At 64.8% G+C, this 16,861-nt stretch carries 16 protein-coding genes, 1 tRNA gene and 1 pseudogene; 13 read left to right on the forward strand and 5 right to left on the reverse strand.

What is annotated here, in order from left to right:
• Positions 1-103 precede the first annotated feature (103 nt).
• Positions 104-179 (reverse strand) — tRNA-Arg (locus ABLA28_RS05810).
• A gap of 127 nt (positions 180-306) precedes the next feature.
• The gene (locus ABLA28_RS05815; RefSeq protein ID WP_347712876.1) at positions 307-1,050 is read right to left on the reverse strand and encodes a gamma-glutamyl-gamma-aminobutyrate hydrolase family protein; all 744 of its coding nucleotides are present in this window, start codon (positions 1,048-1,050) and stop codon (positions 307-309) included.
• A 623-nt stretch (positions 1,051-1,673) separates the two neighbouring features.
• Between ABLA28_RS05815 and ABLA28_RS05820 the strand changes: the two genes are divergently transcribed.
• From ABLA28_RS05820 to ABLA28_RS05865, 10 genes are all read left to right on the forward strand, one after another.
• Complete coding sequence (locus ABLA28_RS05820; protein ID WP_347712877.1) at positions 1,674-2,819, forward strand: ABC transporter substrate-binding protein; 1,146 nt, start codon at positions 1,674-1,676, stop codon at positions 2,817-2,819.
• A gap of 83 nt (positions 2,820-2,902) precedes the next feature.
• On the forward strand, positions 2,903-3,787 hold the full coding sequence (locus ABLA28_RS05825) for a branched-chain amino acid ABC transporter permease (protein WP_299300842.1): 885 nt from the start codon (positions 2,903-2,905) through the stop codon (positions 3,785-3,787).
• Positions 3,788-3,863: 76 nt separating this feature from the next.
• A complete protein-coding gene (locus tag ABLA28_RS05830; RefSeq protein ID WP_347712885.1) occupies positions 3,864-4,712 on the forward strand; it encodes a branched-chain amino acid ABC transporter permease in 849 nt (282 codons plus the stop codon).
• A gap of 2 nt (positions 4,713-4,714) precedes the next feature.
• Complete coding sequence (locus tag ABLA28_RS05835) at positions 4,715-5,596, forward strand: ABC transporter ATP-binding protein (protein WP_347712878.1); 882 nt, start codon at positions 4,715-4,717, stop codon at positions 5,594-5,596.
• Positions 5,596-6,321 (forward strand): ABC transporter ATP-binding protein, encoded by a 726-nt coding sequence (locus ABLA28_RS05840; RefSeq protein ID WP_314716688.1) that lies wholly within the window; start codon positions 5,596-5,598, stop codon positions 6,319-6,321. The genes ABLA28_RS05835 and ABLA28_RS05840 overlap by 1 nt, the downstream gene beginning before the upstream one ends.
• A 251-nt stretch (positions 6,322-6,572) precedes the next feature.
• Positions 6,573-7,547, forward strand: coding sequence for a DctP family TRAP transporter solute-binding subunit (locus ABLA28_RS05845; RefSeq protein ID WP_347712879.1), 975 nt, complete (start codon positions 6,573-6,575; stop codon positions 7,545-7,547).
• A gap of 4 nt (positions 7,548-7,551) precedes the next feature.
• Positions 7,552-8,022, forward strand: coding sequence for a TRAP transporter small permease (locus tag ABLA28_RS05850; protein WP_299298916.1), 471 nt, complete (start codon positions 7,552-7,554; stop codon positions 8,020-8,022).
• Positions 8,019-9,293, forward strand: coding sequence for a TRAP transporter large permease (locus ABLA28_RS05855; protein WP_347712880.1), 1,275 nt, complete (start codon positions 8,019-8,021; stop codon positions 9,291-9,293). Before ABLA28_RS05850 ends, ABLA28_RS05855 begins: the two co-directional genes overlap by 4 nt.
• 100 nt (positions 9,294-9,393) lie before the next feature.
• Positions 9,394-10,023, forward strand: a complete 630-nt coding sequence (locus ABLA28_RS05860) for a cyclodeaminase/cyclohydrolase family protein (protein WP_299298920.1) — start codon at positions 9,394-9,396, stop codon at positions 10,021-10,023.
• 224 nt (positions 10,024-10,247) lie between these two features.
• On the forward strand, positions 10,248-10,634 hold the full coding sequence (locus ABLA28_RS05865) for a 4'-phosphopantetheinyl transferase superfamily protein (RefSeq protein ID WP_347712886.1): 387 nt from the start codon (positions 10,248-10,250) through the stop codon (positions 10,632-10,634).
• A 44-nt stretch (positions 10,635-10,678) separates the two neighbouring features.
• On the opposite strand, the gene ABLA28_RS05870 is transcribed toward ABLA28_RS05865, so the two are convergent.
• From ABLA28_RS05870 to ABLA28_RS05880, 3 genes are all read right to left on the reverse strand, one after another.
• Complete coding sequence (locus ABLA28_RS05870) at positions 10,679-12,283, reverse strand: D-aminoacylase (RefSeq protein WP_347712881.1); 1,605 nt, start codon at positions 12,281-12,283, stop codon at positions 10,679-10,681.
• Entirely contained in the window at positions 12,280-13,005 is a 726-nt protein-coding gene (locus tag ABLA28_RS05875; RefSeq protein ID WP_347712882.1) for an amino acid racemase, read from the reverse strand. The genes ABLA28_RS05870 and ABLA28_RS05875 overlap by 4 nt, the downstream gene beginning before the upstream one ends.
• Positions 13,006-13,087: 82 nt before the next feature.
• Positions 13,088-13,534, reverse strand: a complete 447-nt coding sequence (locus ABLA28_RS05880) for a flavodoxin domain-containing protein (protein ID WP_347712883.1) — start codon at positions 13,532-13,534, stop codon at positions 13,088-13,090.
• 252 nt (positions 13,535-13,786) lie between these two features.
• Here ABLA28_RS05880 and ABLA28_RS05885 point away from each other — a divergent pair, with 252 nt between their 5' ends.
• The 3 genes and pseudogenes from ABLA28_RS05885 to ABLA28_RS05895 form a co-directional block, all read left to right on the forward strand.
• A complete protein-coding gene (locus tag ABLA28_RS05885; RefSeq protein WP_299300087.1) occupies positions 13,787-14,755 on the forward strand; it encodes a BMP family protein in 969 nt (322 codons plus the stop codon).
• Between the two features lie 79 nt (positions 14,756-14,834).
• Complete coding sequence (locus ABLA28_RS05890) at positions 14,835-16,397, forward strand: ABC transporter ATP-binding protein (RefSeq protein WP_347712884.1); 1,563 nt, start codon at positions 14,835-14,837, stop codon at positions 16,395-16,397.
• Positions 16,394-16,861: pseudogene (locus ABLA28_RS05895) on the forward strand (ABC transporter permease); the annotation flags it as partial. The gene ABLA28_RS05890 and the pseudogene ABLA28_RS05895, both read left to right, overlap by 4 nt.

Here is a 16,861-nt window from a genome sequence, read left to right on the forward strand (position 1 = left end):
GCCAAAATACTCTATTTCCCATAGAGGGTTTTCTCTGCTGTAAATATGCTGTAAAAAAGAAAAGGCTTTAGCTGATGAAAACCAACTAAAGCCTTGTTATGACTGGCGAGCTTGGGCAGACTCGAACTGCCGACCTACGGCTTAGGAGGCCGTCGCTCTATCCACTGAGCTACAAGCCCGCAAAAAGACTAAGTGACTATAGCACAAAAAAAACAACTGTCAATTTGGATCTCAGCGTTCGGATTGGCTTGCCCTCCGAGATCGGGTCCCGTCCTCGACGGACGGGACCCGATCTCGTCCGAAAGATCAGTTACGGGCTCTTCGCCGTTCCAGGGCCCGGTCGCAGAGGTCCATGAAAAGGCGGTTCATGACCGGGACCGTCCTCAGAAGATCCTCCGGATGCCACTGCACGGCCACGATCAGGCCGTCCGGGCTCTCGAAGGCCTCGACGATGCCGTCCTCGGCGTGGGCGGTGAGGACGAGGCCTTTACCCGGGACCTTGACGGACTGATGGTGCAGCGTGTTGGTGTAGGCGCTCTCGGCCTCCAGGATGTGCCGAAGGCGGGAGTTCGGCTCGATCAGGACCTTGTGCATCGGGGTGTCGCGGCGCAGCTGCTGCATGTGCAGCAGGTTCTTCTCGGTGCGCTCTCCGATATCCTGATAGAGGCTGCCGCCGCAGGCCACGTTCAGGAGCTGCATGCCGCGGCAGATGCCCAGCATGGGAATACGGTGCTCCGACGCGTAGGCTGCCGCATGAAACCAGAAGGCGTCCAGCTCCGGCTGCACCGGCCCCAGCATCGCGTGGGGCGGCTCCCCGTAGTGGCGGGGGTCCACGTCCCAGCCTCCGGGGAAGAGCAGGCCGTCGCACAGGGCCAGGGCGGGGTCCGAAAGCCTTGGGTCCTCGGGAACCGGCAGGATGACAGGGACGCCGCCGTTGCCGTCTATGGCACGTACGCAGGTCGTGCTCGTGCAGCTGCGGTCGGCACACACAAAGTCGGAGTCCGGGTCTCGCCGGACGCTCCCCAGAATGCCGATGATAGGCTTGCTCATGGTTGTTTCCCCTCTCAGCTTAAAGTCTCGGATATCGAAATTTTCCGCCCGCATGCTTATTTTTTATGCTCGATCCGGCGGATGAGGCGGTCGAGCAGCTGGATGCCCCTCCCCGATCCATTCCCCCGGAGCGCATCGCCTCGATCGGCGTGTCCCGTTCGGCGAGGCGCCGGGCGCGCGCCGGGGACTCCTGTTCGTAAATTCTGAGGAGGCTGTAGCAACCCTCCGGGTTGTGCCGGACATTCTTCTGAAGATGGTTCCGGACCTGCGCGTCGACGCTCGGAAGGACGCTCGTCGAGAGAACCAGGATCGACGGGGGAAAAACCTCCGACGGCCACGACGAGCTTGCTTTTGAGGCTGCGCAGACGAACCCATTACGAAGGACCCCTTTCGGCAAGGCCGGACGTCTTATCCTGGAAGTGCCGAAAGGATTCCGGGAAAAGAGGGGTCAGCGCCCCGTTTCCCTTGTTATGATAACACAGGAAGCCGCCGGATGACGGATGACAAGCGCGGAATTTCCGAGGGCCGTGTCTTTACGGCCGGCGCGGAATACAATAGAATAAGGCAACAATTCTGCCAAACCGTTCCGGACTTGACAAAAGTGACGTGAGGAGGGATTTGCAGTGAAAAGGCTGATGTTGTGCGCGGCGGTGCTTTTGTTTTGCGCCGCCTCTCCCGTGTGGGGGGCGGACACGATCAAGGTGGGCGAGATCGCGACGGTGACGGGCGACTTCGCGGCCTACGGGATCGCGGAGGTGGAGTCCGTCAAGATCGCCGTGGATGAGATCAACGCGGCGGGCGGCGTCCTGGGCAGGAAACTGGAGGTCGTCATGTACGACTGCCGTACCCGACAGGAGGACATGGTCAACGCGGCGCGTCGGCTTGTGGAGCAGGACAAGGTCGTAGCGGCCATCGGTCCCAGCGGCAGCGGGCTGTGCATCGCGGCGGCCCCCGTCTTCAACAGGGGGCGGGTCTCCCATCTCGGCACCCTGCCCACCAACCCTCTGGTCACCGTGGACGAGGCCGGAAAGGTGCGCCCCTACAACTTCCGCATCTGCTTCCTGGATCCCTATCAGGGGCGCATGATGGCCTACTTCGCCGCCAGGGACCTCGGGGCGTCCAAGGCCGCGGTCCTCTACGACGTGTCGAGCGACTACTCCCAGGGTCAGCGCGAGTTCTTCGTGAAGGGCTTCGAGGATTTCGGGGGCAGGATCGTTGCGGACGAGGGGTTCCGCGGCGAGGACGTTGACTTCCGCTCCCAGCTGACCAACATCAAGGACAGCGGCGCCGATGTCCTGATCTTCCCATTCATGGGCAAGTCCCTGCCCCTGGCCGTGAAGCAGGCCCGCGAGCTCGGGATCAGGACCGCGATCGTCGGGGGGGACGGGTACGGCGACTTCATGTGGGAGATTGCGGGCGACGCTCTGGGCGACACCTACTGGGTCAGCCATGTGGACCGCTACGACCCCGCACTGAAGGGCTTCTTCGACAAGTACAAGGAGAGGACGGGCACGGAGTGTCAGGAGTTCATGAACGCCATCATGGCTTACGACTGCGTCTACTGGTTGAAGGACGCGATCGAGCGGGCTCAGTCGACCGACCCCGCCAAGGTGCGCGACACCCTGGAGCAGACGGCAAACCTCAAGCTGCTGCACTGCACCCTGACCATGGACGAGTTCCATAACCCCAAGGACAAGGACGGCGTCATGCTGAAGTGCGATCCCGAACAGAGGAAGGCGCTGTTCTTCAGGAAGGTGCGTCCGGAGTAGGACAAAAAGCTCGGGACGAAAGGGGCCTGGCATTCGGTTACGAGGGTTCGGGCACGAAGGGATGATGTCTTTTGGCCATTACGCTGTCAACGCTGCTTCAACAGATCATCAACGGGCTTTCCCTGGGGTCGGTCTACGCGCTCATCGCCGTTGGGTATTCGCTGGTGTACTCCATTCTGCTCTTCTCCAACTTCGCGCACGGCGGTTTTCTGGTCGTGGGGGGATATGCCTGCTATTACCTTCTGACACAGCAGGGATATGGGATCGTCCTGGCGTCTGCGGGGGCGATCCTGGCCTCGGGCCTGGTGGCCGTCCTGACCGAACGCCTGGCTTACAAACCGATCCGCGAGCGCACCTCCATGACGCTCTACCTTCTGATCGCCTCTATGGGCGTCAGCATCGTCATCGAGAATATCTTCGTCATCGTGGTGGGCGGGCGCTTCCGGGCCCTGCCGCAGGACACGTTTCCGTCCGGGGTGTTCAGCCTGGGCGGCGGGGTCACGGTCAACGCCTCCGACATCCTCTCGCTGGCCGTTGCCGTCGTTTTTCTGGGGGCGCTCCAGCTCTTCCTGTCGCGCACGCGCTGGGGCCTGGCCATCCGTGCGGCGGCGTGCGATCTGCGCACGGCCGGCCTGATGGGGGTCAACGTGACGCTCCTGATCGGCATCGTCTTCTTCGTCGCGGGGCTGCTGGCCGCGGTGGGCGGGATCTTCCTCTCCGCGAAGTACTCGCTCTATCCGCAGCTCGGCAACATCACGATCAAGGCGTTCATCGCCGCGGTGATCGGCGGCCTGGGCTCGCTGCCCGGCGCGGTGCTGGGCAGCCTGATCCTGGGCCTTGCGGAGATGCTCACCGCGGGGTTTGTCAGCAGCCAGATGCGGGATATGGTCGTGTTCTCCATGCTGGTGGTCATGCTGCTGGTCCGGCCCGCCGGGTTCTTCGGCAAGAGCGTCGGGGACAAGATCTAGGAGGTGCATCGTGAAGAGGAGCCTGCTTGGAAACGCCGCCGTTATCCTCCTCGGCCTGGCCCTGGCCCTGTACCCGCTGGGCGGGTATCAGGAGGGTATCATCATTCTGCTCTGCATCAACTGCATCGCCGCCATGGGCGTGTCGCTCCTCACCGGCTTCACGGGGATCTTCACGCTGGGGCATGCGGCCTACATGGCGCTCGGGGCCTACACGGCCGCTATTCTGACCGTCAGGTACGGTATCCACTGGCTGCCCGCCATCGTCGCAGGGGGCCTTGTGGCCGTGGCCGTGGCCTGGATGATCGGAATGCCGACGCTGCGCCTGACGGGCGACTACTACGCCATCGCCTCCATCGGACTGGGGGAGGCGATCCGACTGATCCTCGAGAACTGGCAGTCCTTCACCAGGGGAGCGCGCGGTTTTCCGGGCATCGACTCCTATACCACCCGGGGCGTCGCTGTTGCCTGCTTCACTGTCCTGACCCTCCTGACGTTCAACCTCATCGACAGCCGCCTGGGGCGCGAGTTCAAGGCCTCGAGGGACGACCGGCTGGCCGCCTCGCTGATGGGCTTCAACACCACGGCGTCCCGCATGAAGGCGCTCCTGATCTCCGCGTTCTACTGCGGCGTGTCGGGCGCTCTGCTGGGGGGGTATATGAACTTCATCCAGCCGTCGATGTTCGACATGATGAAATCGACCGAGCTGACGGCGGTCGTGGTGTTCGGGGGGCTGGGCTCCATGAGCGGGACCCTGCTGGGTTCGGCGATCGTCACCTCGGTTATGGAGTATTTCCGGGACATCTCGCAGTACCGCATGCTCATCTACGGCCTGCTACTGGTCGTCATCATGGTGGTGCGGCCGGAGGGGCTTTTGGGCGACCGGGAGATCTGGAGCTTCCTGCCCGGGTCCGGGAGGAGGGGATAGCCATGCCGCGGGATATCGGGACGGACCAGGTGCTTCTGGAACTGGAGCACGTCGACATGCGCTTCGGCGGGGTCCACGCCGTCCGGGACATGAGCTTCCGCATCATGGACAACGCCCTGACCGGCATTATCGGCCCCAACGGAGCCGGAAAGACGACGGTCTTCAACATCGTCTCCGGCGTCTACAATCCGACGGCGGGAAGCATCTGGTTCCGGGACCAGGACATCACGCCCATGGCGGCGTATCAGGTGAACCGGCTCGGGATCGCCCGAACCTTCCAGAACCTGAGACTCTTCGGGCGCTCCTCGGTGCTGGATAACGTCATGACCGCCGCGCAGAACCGCTTCCGTTACTCCTTTCGGGAGGACCTGAGGGGGCAGCTTTTCCCGGGCTACCGCCCCGATCCCGAGTACCACTACGGCTTCTGGGAGTCCCTGCTCCACACCGGACACTGGGCCGGGGTCGAACGGAACATCCGTTCCAAGAGCATGGAGCTTCTGGAGCGGGTGGGGCTGGCGGACCGCGCCCGGCAGGCCGCGGGGACGCTTCCCTACGGGATGCAGCGGAGGCTCGAGATTGCGCGCGCCCTGGCGCTGGACCCGAAGCTGCTGCTGCTGGACGAGCCGGCAGCGGGGATGAACCCCGAGGAGGTATTTGCCCTGAACGATCTGATCACGGGCATCCATCGGGAGTTTCGCCTGACGACCCTGGTCATCGAGCACCACATGGACCTGATCATGAGGATCTGCCCGCACATCATCTGTATGAACTTCGGGGCCAAGATCGCGGAGGGGACGCCCGAGGAGATCCGGAACGACCCCGGGGTACTCGGCGCCTATTTGGGCGAGGGCGATGACGAGGCGGACGAGGAGGCGGTATTGTGATGGCGGACGTATTGCTCGAGGCCCGGGACCTTCATGTCAGCTATGGGGCGATTCGGGCGCTGCAGGGGTTCTCCCTGACCCTTCGGGAGCGGGAGATCGTCGCCGTCATCGGTGCCAACGGCGCAGGCAAGTCCACCTTCATGAACGCGCTCATGGGGCTGGTCCGCCTCTCCGAGGGCACGGTGGCCCTGGAGGGGCGGGCCCTGTCCTCCAGGAGCTTCAGGGTCGTCCGCAGCGGGCTCTCCCTGGTCCCCGAGGGGCGGAGGATCTTCGCGCCCCTGACGGTTGAGGAGAACCTTCGGATCGGCGCGTTTGCCCGAAGGGACGCCAAAGCCGTCCGGGAGGACTTCGACTGGGTGCTCTCCCTGTTTCCGCGCCTGCGAGAACGGCTGCGCCAGTACGCGGGCACCCTGTCGGGCGGGGAGCAGCAGATGCTGGCGATCGCACGGGCGCTGATGGCCCGCCCCCGCGTGCTGCTGCTGGACGAGCCCTCCCTGGGGCTCGCGCCGATCGTCATCCGGGACATATTCAAGGAGCTGCGCCGGATCAACGAGGAGGGCGTCAGCATCCTGCTCGTCGAGCAGAACGCCCGTCAGGCTCTGCTGCTCTCGCACCGTGCCTACGTCCTCCAGACGGGGTGCCTTCTGAAGGAGGGGCCGTCCCGCGACCTGCTGAAGGACCCCGACATCAGGGCCGCCTATCTGGGCCAGGGACGGAGTGCTTGAGGAAGCGCCGACTCGATTCATGAAGCTCTCCTGATGAGGGCCTAAGCGGCCCGCTCGGTCTTGGGATCGCGGCGTGGGGGCAAAAATGAAATACGCCGATTCGGCTCGTTTGGCCTCGGCTCCCGGTGAAATGGGGGCCGAGGCCAAATGCTGTACAACATTTCCCTTTTTATGTAAAATAAAACTCGTGTTTTTGGTCTTTCCGGCCCGAGGCGGGGGTGCGGACATGCGAAGACGTTTGGGAGGTTTGGATGATGAAGATGGGAAAGTGGGTTGCTGCGGTGTCTGCGGCCGTGTTATGGGCCGGTGCGGCGTTTGCCGGGACGACGGTGAGGGTCGGGCACGTCCTCAACCCGGATCACCCGTGGAACGTGGCCTTGGAGGGGCTGGCGTCCGAACTCGCGGCCGCGACGGAAGGACGGGTAACGCTCAAGATCTTTCACAGTGCGCAGCTGGGCAATGAGAAGGACCTGATCGAGGGGCTCAAGATGGGAACGGTCGACGGCGCCCTGGTCGGAGGCTCCTCGTTCCAGTCCCTGGACCCGAAGTTCGGCATCGAGGAGCTGCCCTATGCCTTCGCCACGAACGAGCAGGCATACAAGGCCTTTGACGGCAGGCTCGGGGAGGCCCTGTTCGGTATCCTCAAGTCCAAGGGTATCGTCGGCTTGTCCTGGTGGGAGAACGGATTTCGCCACATCTCCAACGGCAGGCTGCCGATCGAAAAGCCGGAGGACCTCGCGGGAATCAAAATCCGGGTGACGCCGCAGAAGATGCGCCTCGACACCTTCACCGCGCTGGGCGCCTCTCCCATGCCCATCCCGTTCGGCGAGCTCTACTCCGCGCTTCAGCAGGGCGTCGTGGACGCGCAGGAGAACCCGCTGGTCATCTTCGTCTCCAACGCCTTCTACGAGGTTCAGAAGCACCTGTCCCTGACCGGACACATCTGGACCTCGGCCGTGCTCTGCGTGGGGGAGGACGTCTGGGACGGGATATCCGAGGCGGACCGTGGGACCTTTCTGAAGCTGGCCGCGAAGTGGCGCGACGAGGAGCGCCGGATGATCCGCGAGGCGGATTCCGCCCTGGTGGAGGAGATCCGGAAGAAGGGCGTCGACGTCCGCGAGGTGGACAAGGCCCCCTTCCGCGAGGCCGTCCAGCCCGTATGGAAGAGTTTCGAGCCGGTGTTCGGCGAGGAATTGATGAAGCTGATCCGGGAGGCGGGCGAGTAGGCGCATGAGGATATTCGACAGGCTGCTCAGGCCCTTTCTCGTCCTCTCCGTGCTCCTGATCTTCCTCGAGGTCGTCGTCGAGGTCGCCTCGCGCTTCATATTCCACAATCCTCTGCCTTGGGGGGCGGAGGTCAGCCAGACCCTGCTGGTGTGGATGACCTTCGTCGGCGCGGCGGCGGCCTTCCTCAGGGGCGAGCACATCGGCATCGAGATGCTGGCCGAGCGCCTGCCCCGCGCCGCGCGCACGGTCCTTCACCGTGTGAACGTCCTGATCCTTCTGGCGTTTCTGGCGTGCGGGATCCGCAGCGGCAGCAAGGTCGTGGCGCGGGTCTGGGACGACGTCACCGCGTCGCTGCAGATCTCCGCGGGCGTCCTGTACCTGGCGTTGCCCGTGGGGTTCGGCCTGATGACCCTCTTCGCGCTCTGGATGCTGTTCACGGGGAAGGAGAAGCTGGATGGGGGGAGCCCGTCATGACGCTGCTTCTGGGCTCCATGCTGGTGCTGATCGCGATGGGGATACCGGTGGCCTTCGCCATCGCCGTCTCGGGCGTGACGTACCTGACGCTCTTCGAATCCGTGCCCATCGCCGCCATCGCGCAGCGCATGGTGGTGGGCGTGGATTCCTTCACGCTCCTGGCCATACCGCTCTTTCTGCTGGCGGGGACGCTCATGGCCCGGGGGGACATCACCCCCAAGATCATGCGGCTGGCCTCCATCCTGGTGGGGCGCATCCCCGGCGGACTCGCCATGGTCCTGGTGGTCTCGTGCATGCTGTTCGGGGCCATCTCGGGGTCGGGCATCGCGGACGTCGCGGCCATCGGCTCCATCGTCGTGCCCATGATGCGCCAACAGAAGTACGACATGTCCTTCACCGCCTCCCTGCTGGGCTGTGCGGGGTCGCTTGGAACGGTCATCCCGCCCAGCATCGTCATGGTCATCCTGGGCGTGACCATGGGCGTCTCCATCGGAAAGCTGTTCCTGGCCGGGATCCTCCCCGGCCTCCTGCTCGGCATCGGGCTGATGGCGCTCTCCTGGTTCTTCGCCAAAAAGGAGGGGTACCCCTGCGGAGCGAAGCCGACCCGGCAGGAGATCGTCCGGGCGCTGAAGGAGGCCATCCTGCCCATGGGGGCTCCGCTGATCATCGTCGTAGGCTTCCGCAGCGGCATCTTCACCGCCACGGAGACGGGCGCCGTCGCGGCGCTCTACGCCCTTGTCCTCTCGGCCTTCGTCTACCGCAGGCTCTCGCTTCGGGACTTCTGGGAGGTCTGTCACTCCGTGGCCCTCACCAGCGCTTCGGTGCTCTTCATCATCTCCGCGGCCTCGCTGTTCGGGTGGATACTGGCCCTGGAGGAGATCCCGCAGAAGGTGGCGCAGGTGATCCTGACCCTCTCCGACGACTACTGGACGGTTCTGATCTTCTTCAACCTGCTGCTGCTCGTGCTGGGGACGTTCATGGAGTCCATCGCGATCATCATCATCATCGTGCCGGTGTTCATGCCGGTGATGACGCAGCTGGGGGTGGACCCCATCCATCTGGGGGTGATGATCGCCGTGAACCTGGCCATCGGAGCGAACTCCCCGCCGCTCGGCGTGGACCTGATGACGGCCTGCAAGATCACGGAGACCCGCTACTCGGGTTCGTTCCGCTACATCTACCCGTTTTTGAGCGTCATGGCGCTGGTTCTGCTGCTGATCATCCTGTTCCCGGAGGTGTCCACGTGGATTCCCAACGCGGTGCTCCGATGAGGCGGTTGTGATATGATACGGACAAGACGGTTTGTACCGGCGTGTTTTGAAGGATCTTGGGCCATCCTGACCATCTTTTGAGATCTAAGGAGGAATAGACATGATTATGACGGACATGACGGTGAGGGCTTTTTCGGAGAAACTGGCGTCCAACGCTCCGGCCCCCGGGGGCGGGAGCGCGGCGGCCCTGTCGGGCGCGCTGGGCGCGGCGCTGATCTCCATGGTCTGCCGACTGACGCAGGGCAAGGAGAAGTACGCGGAGTTCGAGTCGCTGGTCATGGATACGATTCCGAAGTCCGACGAGCTGATGAACGCCCTTCTGGATGGGATTCAGAAGGACACCAACGCCTTCGACGGCGTCATCGCCGCGTTTGGGCTTCCCAAGGGGACGGACGCGGAGAAGGCCGCACGGACCGAGGCGATCCAGAAGGCCTACAAGGAGGCGATCGTCTCCCCCGAGACGACGGCCGAAGACTGCCTTGCCGTGATGCGTCTGGCCAAGAGCCTTCTGTATAAGAGCAACAAGAGCGCGGCGAGCGACCTGACCGTTGGGGCCTTGCAGGCCTTCGCCGGGCTCTCCGGCGCGCTCGAGAACGTGGCGATCAACCTGCCCTCGATCAAGGACACGGCCTACGTGGCGAAGAAGCGCGAGTGGATGAAGCTCGTCGAGGATGAGGGCATGAAACTCCTGAAGGAGGTTCGGGAGGGCGTCGCCAAGATGATCGCGTAGCTTGCCATGCCGCGGGGAGAATCCCAAAAAACTTCCTCGGGGCTCCGCCCCGAACCTCGCCGAGGGACGAGTCCCTCGGAATCCCGTTGTCATTCGCGCCGGGGGGACTGCGTCCCCCCGGCGCGAATGGTCGATAGGGACGCGGGGGAACGTGTCCCCCCGATGATGCCCCTGAAGGGTTTACGAGGTTCTTCCAGGTCCTCCGAAAGGGGGGCTCTGCCCTGATCGTTGGCGTCGGGATCGACCTGTGCCGTATCTCGCGTATGCTTCGGGCCGTGCGGTCGCGCCATTTCGTGGAGCGCGTCTTCCGCCCGGAGGAGATTGCCTATGCCGAGGCCAGGGGAGGCGAGCGGGCCCGCGCCGCAAGCTACGCCTCGGCCTTCGCCGCACGGGAGGCCTTCTGCAAGGCCTCGGGCGTATCACTGGCGGAGGTAACCTTAGGAAAAGGCTTCTGCCTGCTCCGGGAGGGGGGCGTCCCGAGGATCGAACTTGCTCCCGAAGTCGAAGCGTCGTTCTTCCCGGGGCGCTCCAAGAGGCTCTGGGTCTCCCTGACGCACGACGGGGACTACGCCGCGGCCATCGTGGTGATCGAGGCGGAACCTCCGCCCTGACCCGGGGTGCCGCGTCTCGCCCCCTTTGAGGGTCCTTCCCGCGTTCAGGCGGAGGCGCGCAGCACGCGTCCCGCGCGCCGCGTCGTCTGCTCCCCGTTCAACACCGCGGCCTCCCCGTTGACGATCACCGCGGAGAGGCCCGAGGGAGGATGATGCGGATCGAGGAAGTCCCCGCGGTCCAGAAACGCGTCGGGATCGAACACGACGAGGTCGGCGAGGAGCCCCTCCGCAATCAGTCCCCGGCCCGCTATGCCGTAACGCTGCGCGGGGGCGGAGGTCATCCTGCGCACGGCCTCCTCCGGCCTCAGGAGCCCTCGGTCCCGGGCGATGCGTCCCAGAAAGCGCGCCGTCGTGCCGTAGGCCCTCGGGTGGGGGCACCCCTCCCCGCTGCGGACGGCCCACGCGTCCGATCCCAGCGCGGTGAGAGGGTGGCCCAGGACGTGCATCAGGTCGTCCTCGCTCTGCTCGTCCAGCAGGACCATCAGCGCGGTTCCCCCGATGCGCAGCAGCCAGTCCATGAAGGCCCCGATACTCTCCGCGTCCATGGTTTGCCGGTTCAGGATGTCCGCCAGGTTGCGGCCCTCGCACGCGGGGTCCGCGGGGCAGCTTCCGATCAGGACCCGCCCCCACCCCTGGAGGAGCATCAGGTTGTCGCCCGGCACGTCGTTCCGCAGGATCGCTTCCGCGATGCGGGACCGCTGCGTTCCGTCCCGAAGTCGCGCGAGCAGGGCCTCCACGCCTCCCTCCGCCGCCCAGGTCGGCAGGAGCGAGAGGATCGTCGTGCTGCCCGCCACGTAGGGGTAGGCGTCGCACAGGACATCCGTGCCCTCCGCACGGGCCCGCTCCATCGTGCGCAGCGTCTCGAATATCTTGCCCCGGTTTGCCCGGCCGATGGCCTTGTGGTGCGATACCTCCACGGCGGCCCCGGTCTCCCGGGCCAGGTCCAGCAGCTCGTCCACGCACTCGGTCACCGTCGTGCTCTCGCTCGCCATGTGGAAGGCACAGCGCCGGCCCCGCCGCGCGGCCACGGAGAGGAGCGCGGCGATCTCCTCCCGCCCCGCATAGCTCCCCGGCGGATAGGCCAGGCCGAAGGAGAGCCCGCAGGCCCCCTGATCGAACTCCCGTTCCAGAAGCTCCCGCATCCGGTCGAGTTCCCGTTCCCTCGGAGGGCGGTCCTCGAAACCCATCACGGCGGCGCGCAGCGTGCCGTGCCCCGTGAGGATCGCCAGGTTCTGGGCCGGATGGGCCGCCTCGATCCTGCGGGCGAAGGAGGCGAAGTCGCTCCATCCCCAGTCGTACTCCGGAGCCGCCCCCACGAAGGGCCCCATATAGCGGGCCAGGGCCTCGCGGTGCTCGTCCGAGAGCGGCGTCAGGGAGAGCCCGCAGTTCCCGCAGACGGAGGTCGTGAACCCCTGGAGGATGAAGTTCCGGGCCTCGGGGCAGCGCAGGATGCCGTGGTCGACATGATTGTGTGCGTCGATGAACCCGGGGGCCACGACCCTCCCCGACGCGTCGACCGTCGTCCTGCCGTCCGGAAGGCGGCCCAGCGCGGCGATGCGGTCGCCGCACACCCCGACGTCCGTGCGGAAGAGGGGGTTCCCCGCCCCGTCCGCCACGTACCCGCCCCTGACGACGATGTCGAACGTCATGCCCCCTCGTCGTCCCTCTCGTAGAGGACGTCGAGACAGGCGTCGCAGAGCGCCCGAAGGCTCGACACCTCCCGCTCCTCCGGAAGGCCCGCGGCTGCGTAGGCCAGGGGCAGTTCCGTGCAGGCCGTCGCGATCGCGAGGTCCTTCTCGCTCCACAGCTCCTCCACGACCTCGCGCATCAGACCGGCCGCCTCGGCCATCTCCCCGGCCTTCACGAGGCGCAGGCAGCGCTGCACCCGTTCCTGCTGCCGCTCCGACGGGTGCAGGAACCGATAGCCCTTCCGCTCCGCACAGGCCGGATAGATTCCGCAGGCCCGCGTCCCCGATGTGGACAGGAGCCACGCCCCCTGCGGACTGCGGCGCCGTGCGGCGTCCACGGTGGCCTCCACGATGTGGACCAGGGGGATGGGCAGATCGGCCCGGAAGCGGTCGATGAAGTGATGGGCCGTGTTGCAGGGGACGGCCAGCAGGTCCGCCCCCCACTCGGCCAGGCGCAGCAGGTCCCGGCGCATCGCGGGCAGGGGGTCGGGCCCGGCGCCCAGAATTCCGTCGGTGCGGTCCGGGATGCCGGGGTCCGAGAGCATCAGAAGGTACGGATGCCCGGCATCGTTTTGAGCCGGAGCCCCCGCCGCCAGAAGCCTCAGAAACTCCGCCGCTGCCGCGGGCCCCATCCCGCCCAGAATTCCCAGTTTTTTCTCGGGCTTGGAGAGCAATTCAGTCAAAACTCCTTTTCGGACGTCCCCATCAATCGGCGGAAGCGGGTCGAGTCCGCCCCGTCTGGAAACGTCGTTCCATTTTCGGAACTCAAAGCGCTTTTATGAACTCCCTGGCCTTCAAAAGGTCCTTGTCCGTCGGGTGCTTTCTCCCGATCCCGCCGAAGAGCCCGAACGGTCCCCAGGTGTCGTATCCCCTGCAGGCGTATCGTCCGACGTAGGTTCCGGCCTTCTCCTTCAGGATGTGCTCGACGGAGGCGGCGTAGTTCTTGAAGTTGATCCCCGCCGTGTAGACGATGAACGTCCTCTGGCGCGCATCAAGCTCGATGTCCTTCGCCAGCTGGACGATGTCGGGGCTCAAGGACTGGAAGTACACGCCCGACGCAAACCCGACGATGTCGTATTTCGAGAAATCCACATCCTTCGCCTGGTCCGCGGGATACAGGTCGCAAGCCCGTTCCTCCGCCATCGCCTCCAGAACTTTTTTCGTGTTGCCGTGATGGGTCGAGACATACACGACGGCAATTTTCGCTTCCATATGGATTTGCTCCTTTCCTTGACCGTCCCGGCGGTCCCGGGCCGATATCCCTGTACGTTTCATGCCCAATTATAGCCATTTTCGTCGATCGTGCATCATGGATATGGCCTTGCCCGGAGGCGACGCCGGGCCTGGGACGAAACGTCGGACGAAAAATTTTTCACGAGGTTATTCTTTTCTTACCCTATTTATCCTGAATATGGGATAATTGAGAAGTCAAGCTATTTCATCTTAGTCGGGAGGGATTGTTGTATGAGGAAGAGACTGTCTTTGTTGGCGTTGTCGCTGTCGGTCGTGATGCTTGTCGGGGCCGTCGCCTGGGGTGCGCCGATCAGGGTTGGCTTCGTCGTTCCCAGCACCCGCGACGACCTGGCGTGGAGCCAGGCGATGTACGAGGGCATCGTTGCCGTTCAGGAGGAGCTGGGTTCGGACAAGCTGGAGCTCTCGATCAGCGAGCGCCTGGGCAACCCGGTGGATGCGGCTGCGGCCATCCGTCAGTACGCCTCCCAGGGCTACGACCTCATCATCGCCCACGGCGCGCAGTACCAGAGCCTGCTGAACGACATCGCTCCAGACTTCCCCAAGACGACCTTCGCCTACGGGACCGGCTACGCCGCGAAGTTCCCCAACATCTTCGCCTACGATCCCCACTCTCAGGAGGGGGCCTACATCGGCGGCGTGGTCGCGGGCATGATGACCAAGAGCGGCGTGATCGGCTTGGTCGGCCCCGTCGAGGCCGGCGATGCCATCAAGTACAACAAGGGATTCGAGATGGGCGTGAAGGCCGTGAACCCGAAGGCCGAGGTCCGCATCGCCTACACGGGCTCCTTCAACGACCTGGTGGGGGCCGGCGAGATCGCCCGCACGGCCATCAATGCCGGTGCGGACTTCCTGAGCGGTTCCTCGCAGCAGAGCGTCGGCGCGCTCAAGGCCGTCGCCGAACACAAGGGGGTCTACTGGATCTCGACGGACCTCAACATGAAGAACGTCGCCCCCGAGTCCGTGCTCCTCGCCCAGGTCTACCTCTTCAAGAACGTCGTGAGGGAGATGCTCGACTCCCGCGCCAAGGGAGAGCTCGGGGGCCGGGCCATCCCGCTCTCCATCGCCAACGGGAACATCGATATCCAGATCAACCGCGAGCTTCCGCCCGAGGTCGCCCAAAAGGTCGAGGAGATCAAGTCGGACATCGCCAGCGGCAAGCTGAAGATCGAACTGAACTGATCGTAATGGGATCGGGGGGCCCGGCTCGTCGGCGGCGTCCCCCGTTTTCCGAATGGCTTGGACGATCGGGGGGATGTCCATGGCGGAACGGATCAAGACCCTCGAGATGAGGGGGATAACCAAGCGTTTTCCCGGCGTCGTGGCGTGCGACTCCGTGGACCTGGACCTGCGTTCGGGGGAGATCCTGGCCCTGCTCGGGGAGAACGGGGCGGGGAAGAGCTCCCTGATGAACGTCCTGTACGGACTCTATCGTCAGGACAGCGGAAGTATCGTCGTGAACGGGAGCGAGGTGGTCATCGACAGCCCCCTCGCCGCCTTCCGGCTGGGTATCGGGATGGTGCACCAGCACTTCATGCTGGTGCCGAACCTCACGGTGACGGAGAACGTCGCGCTGGGGTTCTGCCATCGGCACGCCTTCTCCCTGGATCTGGAGGAGGTGCGCTACAAGATCCTGGACATCTCCCGCAGACACGATCTGGAGGTCAAGCCGGATGCCCTGATCTGGCAGCTCTCGGTGGGAGAGCAGCAGAGGGTCGAGCTGATCAAGTCCCTGGTCCTGGGCGCCAACCTCCTGATCATGGACGAGCCCACGGCCGCCCTGACCCCGCAGGAGACGGACGAGCTTCTGGACCTGCTCGGGGATATGGCCCGCAGGGAGTGCTCCGTCATCTTCATCAGCCACAAGCTGAACGAGGTCCGGCGCGTCAGCGACCGAGTGATGGTCCTCCGGGGCGGCAAGCGGGTCTACGAGGGCCCGACCCGGGAGCTCTCGGACCGCGAGCTGGCGGACCGCATGGCGGGTCGGACCCTGGGGCAGGCCTCGTCCCGCACACCCCACCCTCTGCGCGAGGAGACGGCCCTGGACATCGTGGATGTCCGGGCCAGGGGGGACCGCGACCGCGGAAAACCGGCCCTGAACGGAGTCACATTCGACGTCCGCAAGGGAGAGATCTTCGGCATCGCCGGCGTCTCCGGAAACGGGCAGCGCGAGCTTGCCGAGGTCATCAACGGCCTGCGGAAGGTCGAGAGCGGCAACATCCTGATCGATTACTGGAACATCACCAACCACACGCCCCTGCAGATCATCGAACAGGGCATGGGCTACATCCCGGAGAACCGCATCCGCGAGGGAATCATCCCCTCCTTCTCCGTCCGCGAGAACCTGATCCTGAAGGAGTACGACGGCCCCGAACTCTCGAGCCGGGGCTTCCTGAACCGGGAGAAAATCCGGCGCTTCGCGTCCGACCTGGTCTTCTCCTTCGAGATCAAGACCCCGGACATCGAGACGCCCTGTGCCACCCTGTCGGGCGGCAACATCCAGAAGGTCATCCTGGCCCGGGAGATCACCCGTCAGCCCAAGGTGCTGGTCGCCGTCTACCCGATACGCGGCCTGGACCTCGGCGCGACGGAACACGTGCACAGGCAGCTCCTGAAGATCAGCGAGTCGGGGACCGCCGTGCTGCTGATCTCCGAGGAGCTGGACGAGCTGCTGGACATCTGCGACCGCATCGCCGTCATCTACGAGGGGCGCATCATGAAGGTCCTGAACGCCGCCGAGACCGACAAGCAGGAGCTCGGTCTTCTGATGGCGGGCATCGGCGCCGCGGAGAAGAGCCCGGCCGACGGGGAGGCGGAGGAATGAGAAAGAGTACGATCCTGATCTACAACGTAGCGGTCATCCTGTTCTTCCTTTTCTGTGCGCTCCTGTTGGGGGCCGGGCTCTTCGCGGTAGCCGGCGGCAACCCCCTGGCGGCCTACGCCGTCATGTTCACCGAGCCCCTGAAGGACCCTTTTGGGATATCGGAGACGCTGGTGCGCGCGACGCCCCTGATGCTGGTGGCCGTGGGCGTCGCCATCTCCTTCCGCAGCGGCATCCTGAACATCGGCGGGGAGGGGCAGATCCTGATCGGGGCCGTGGCCGGCGCATTCGTGGGGCTGGCCCTGCCCGACCTGCCCAAGTTCCTTCTGATCCCCCTGATCTTCGCCACGGCCTTCGTCGGCGGGGCCCTGTGGGGGACCATCGCGGGATGGCTCAAAGCCTACCTCGGGGTCAACGAGATCCTCAGCACGGTCATGCTGAACTACATCGCGAGCCAGGTCTACATC

The sequence above is a fragment of the uncultured Fretibacterium sp. genome, assembly GCF_963544685.1.
In the GTDB taxonomy this organism is placed as follows: domain Bacteria; phylum Synergistota; class Synergistia; order Synergistales; family Aminobacteriaceae; genus CAJPSE01.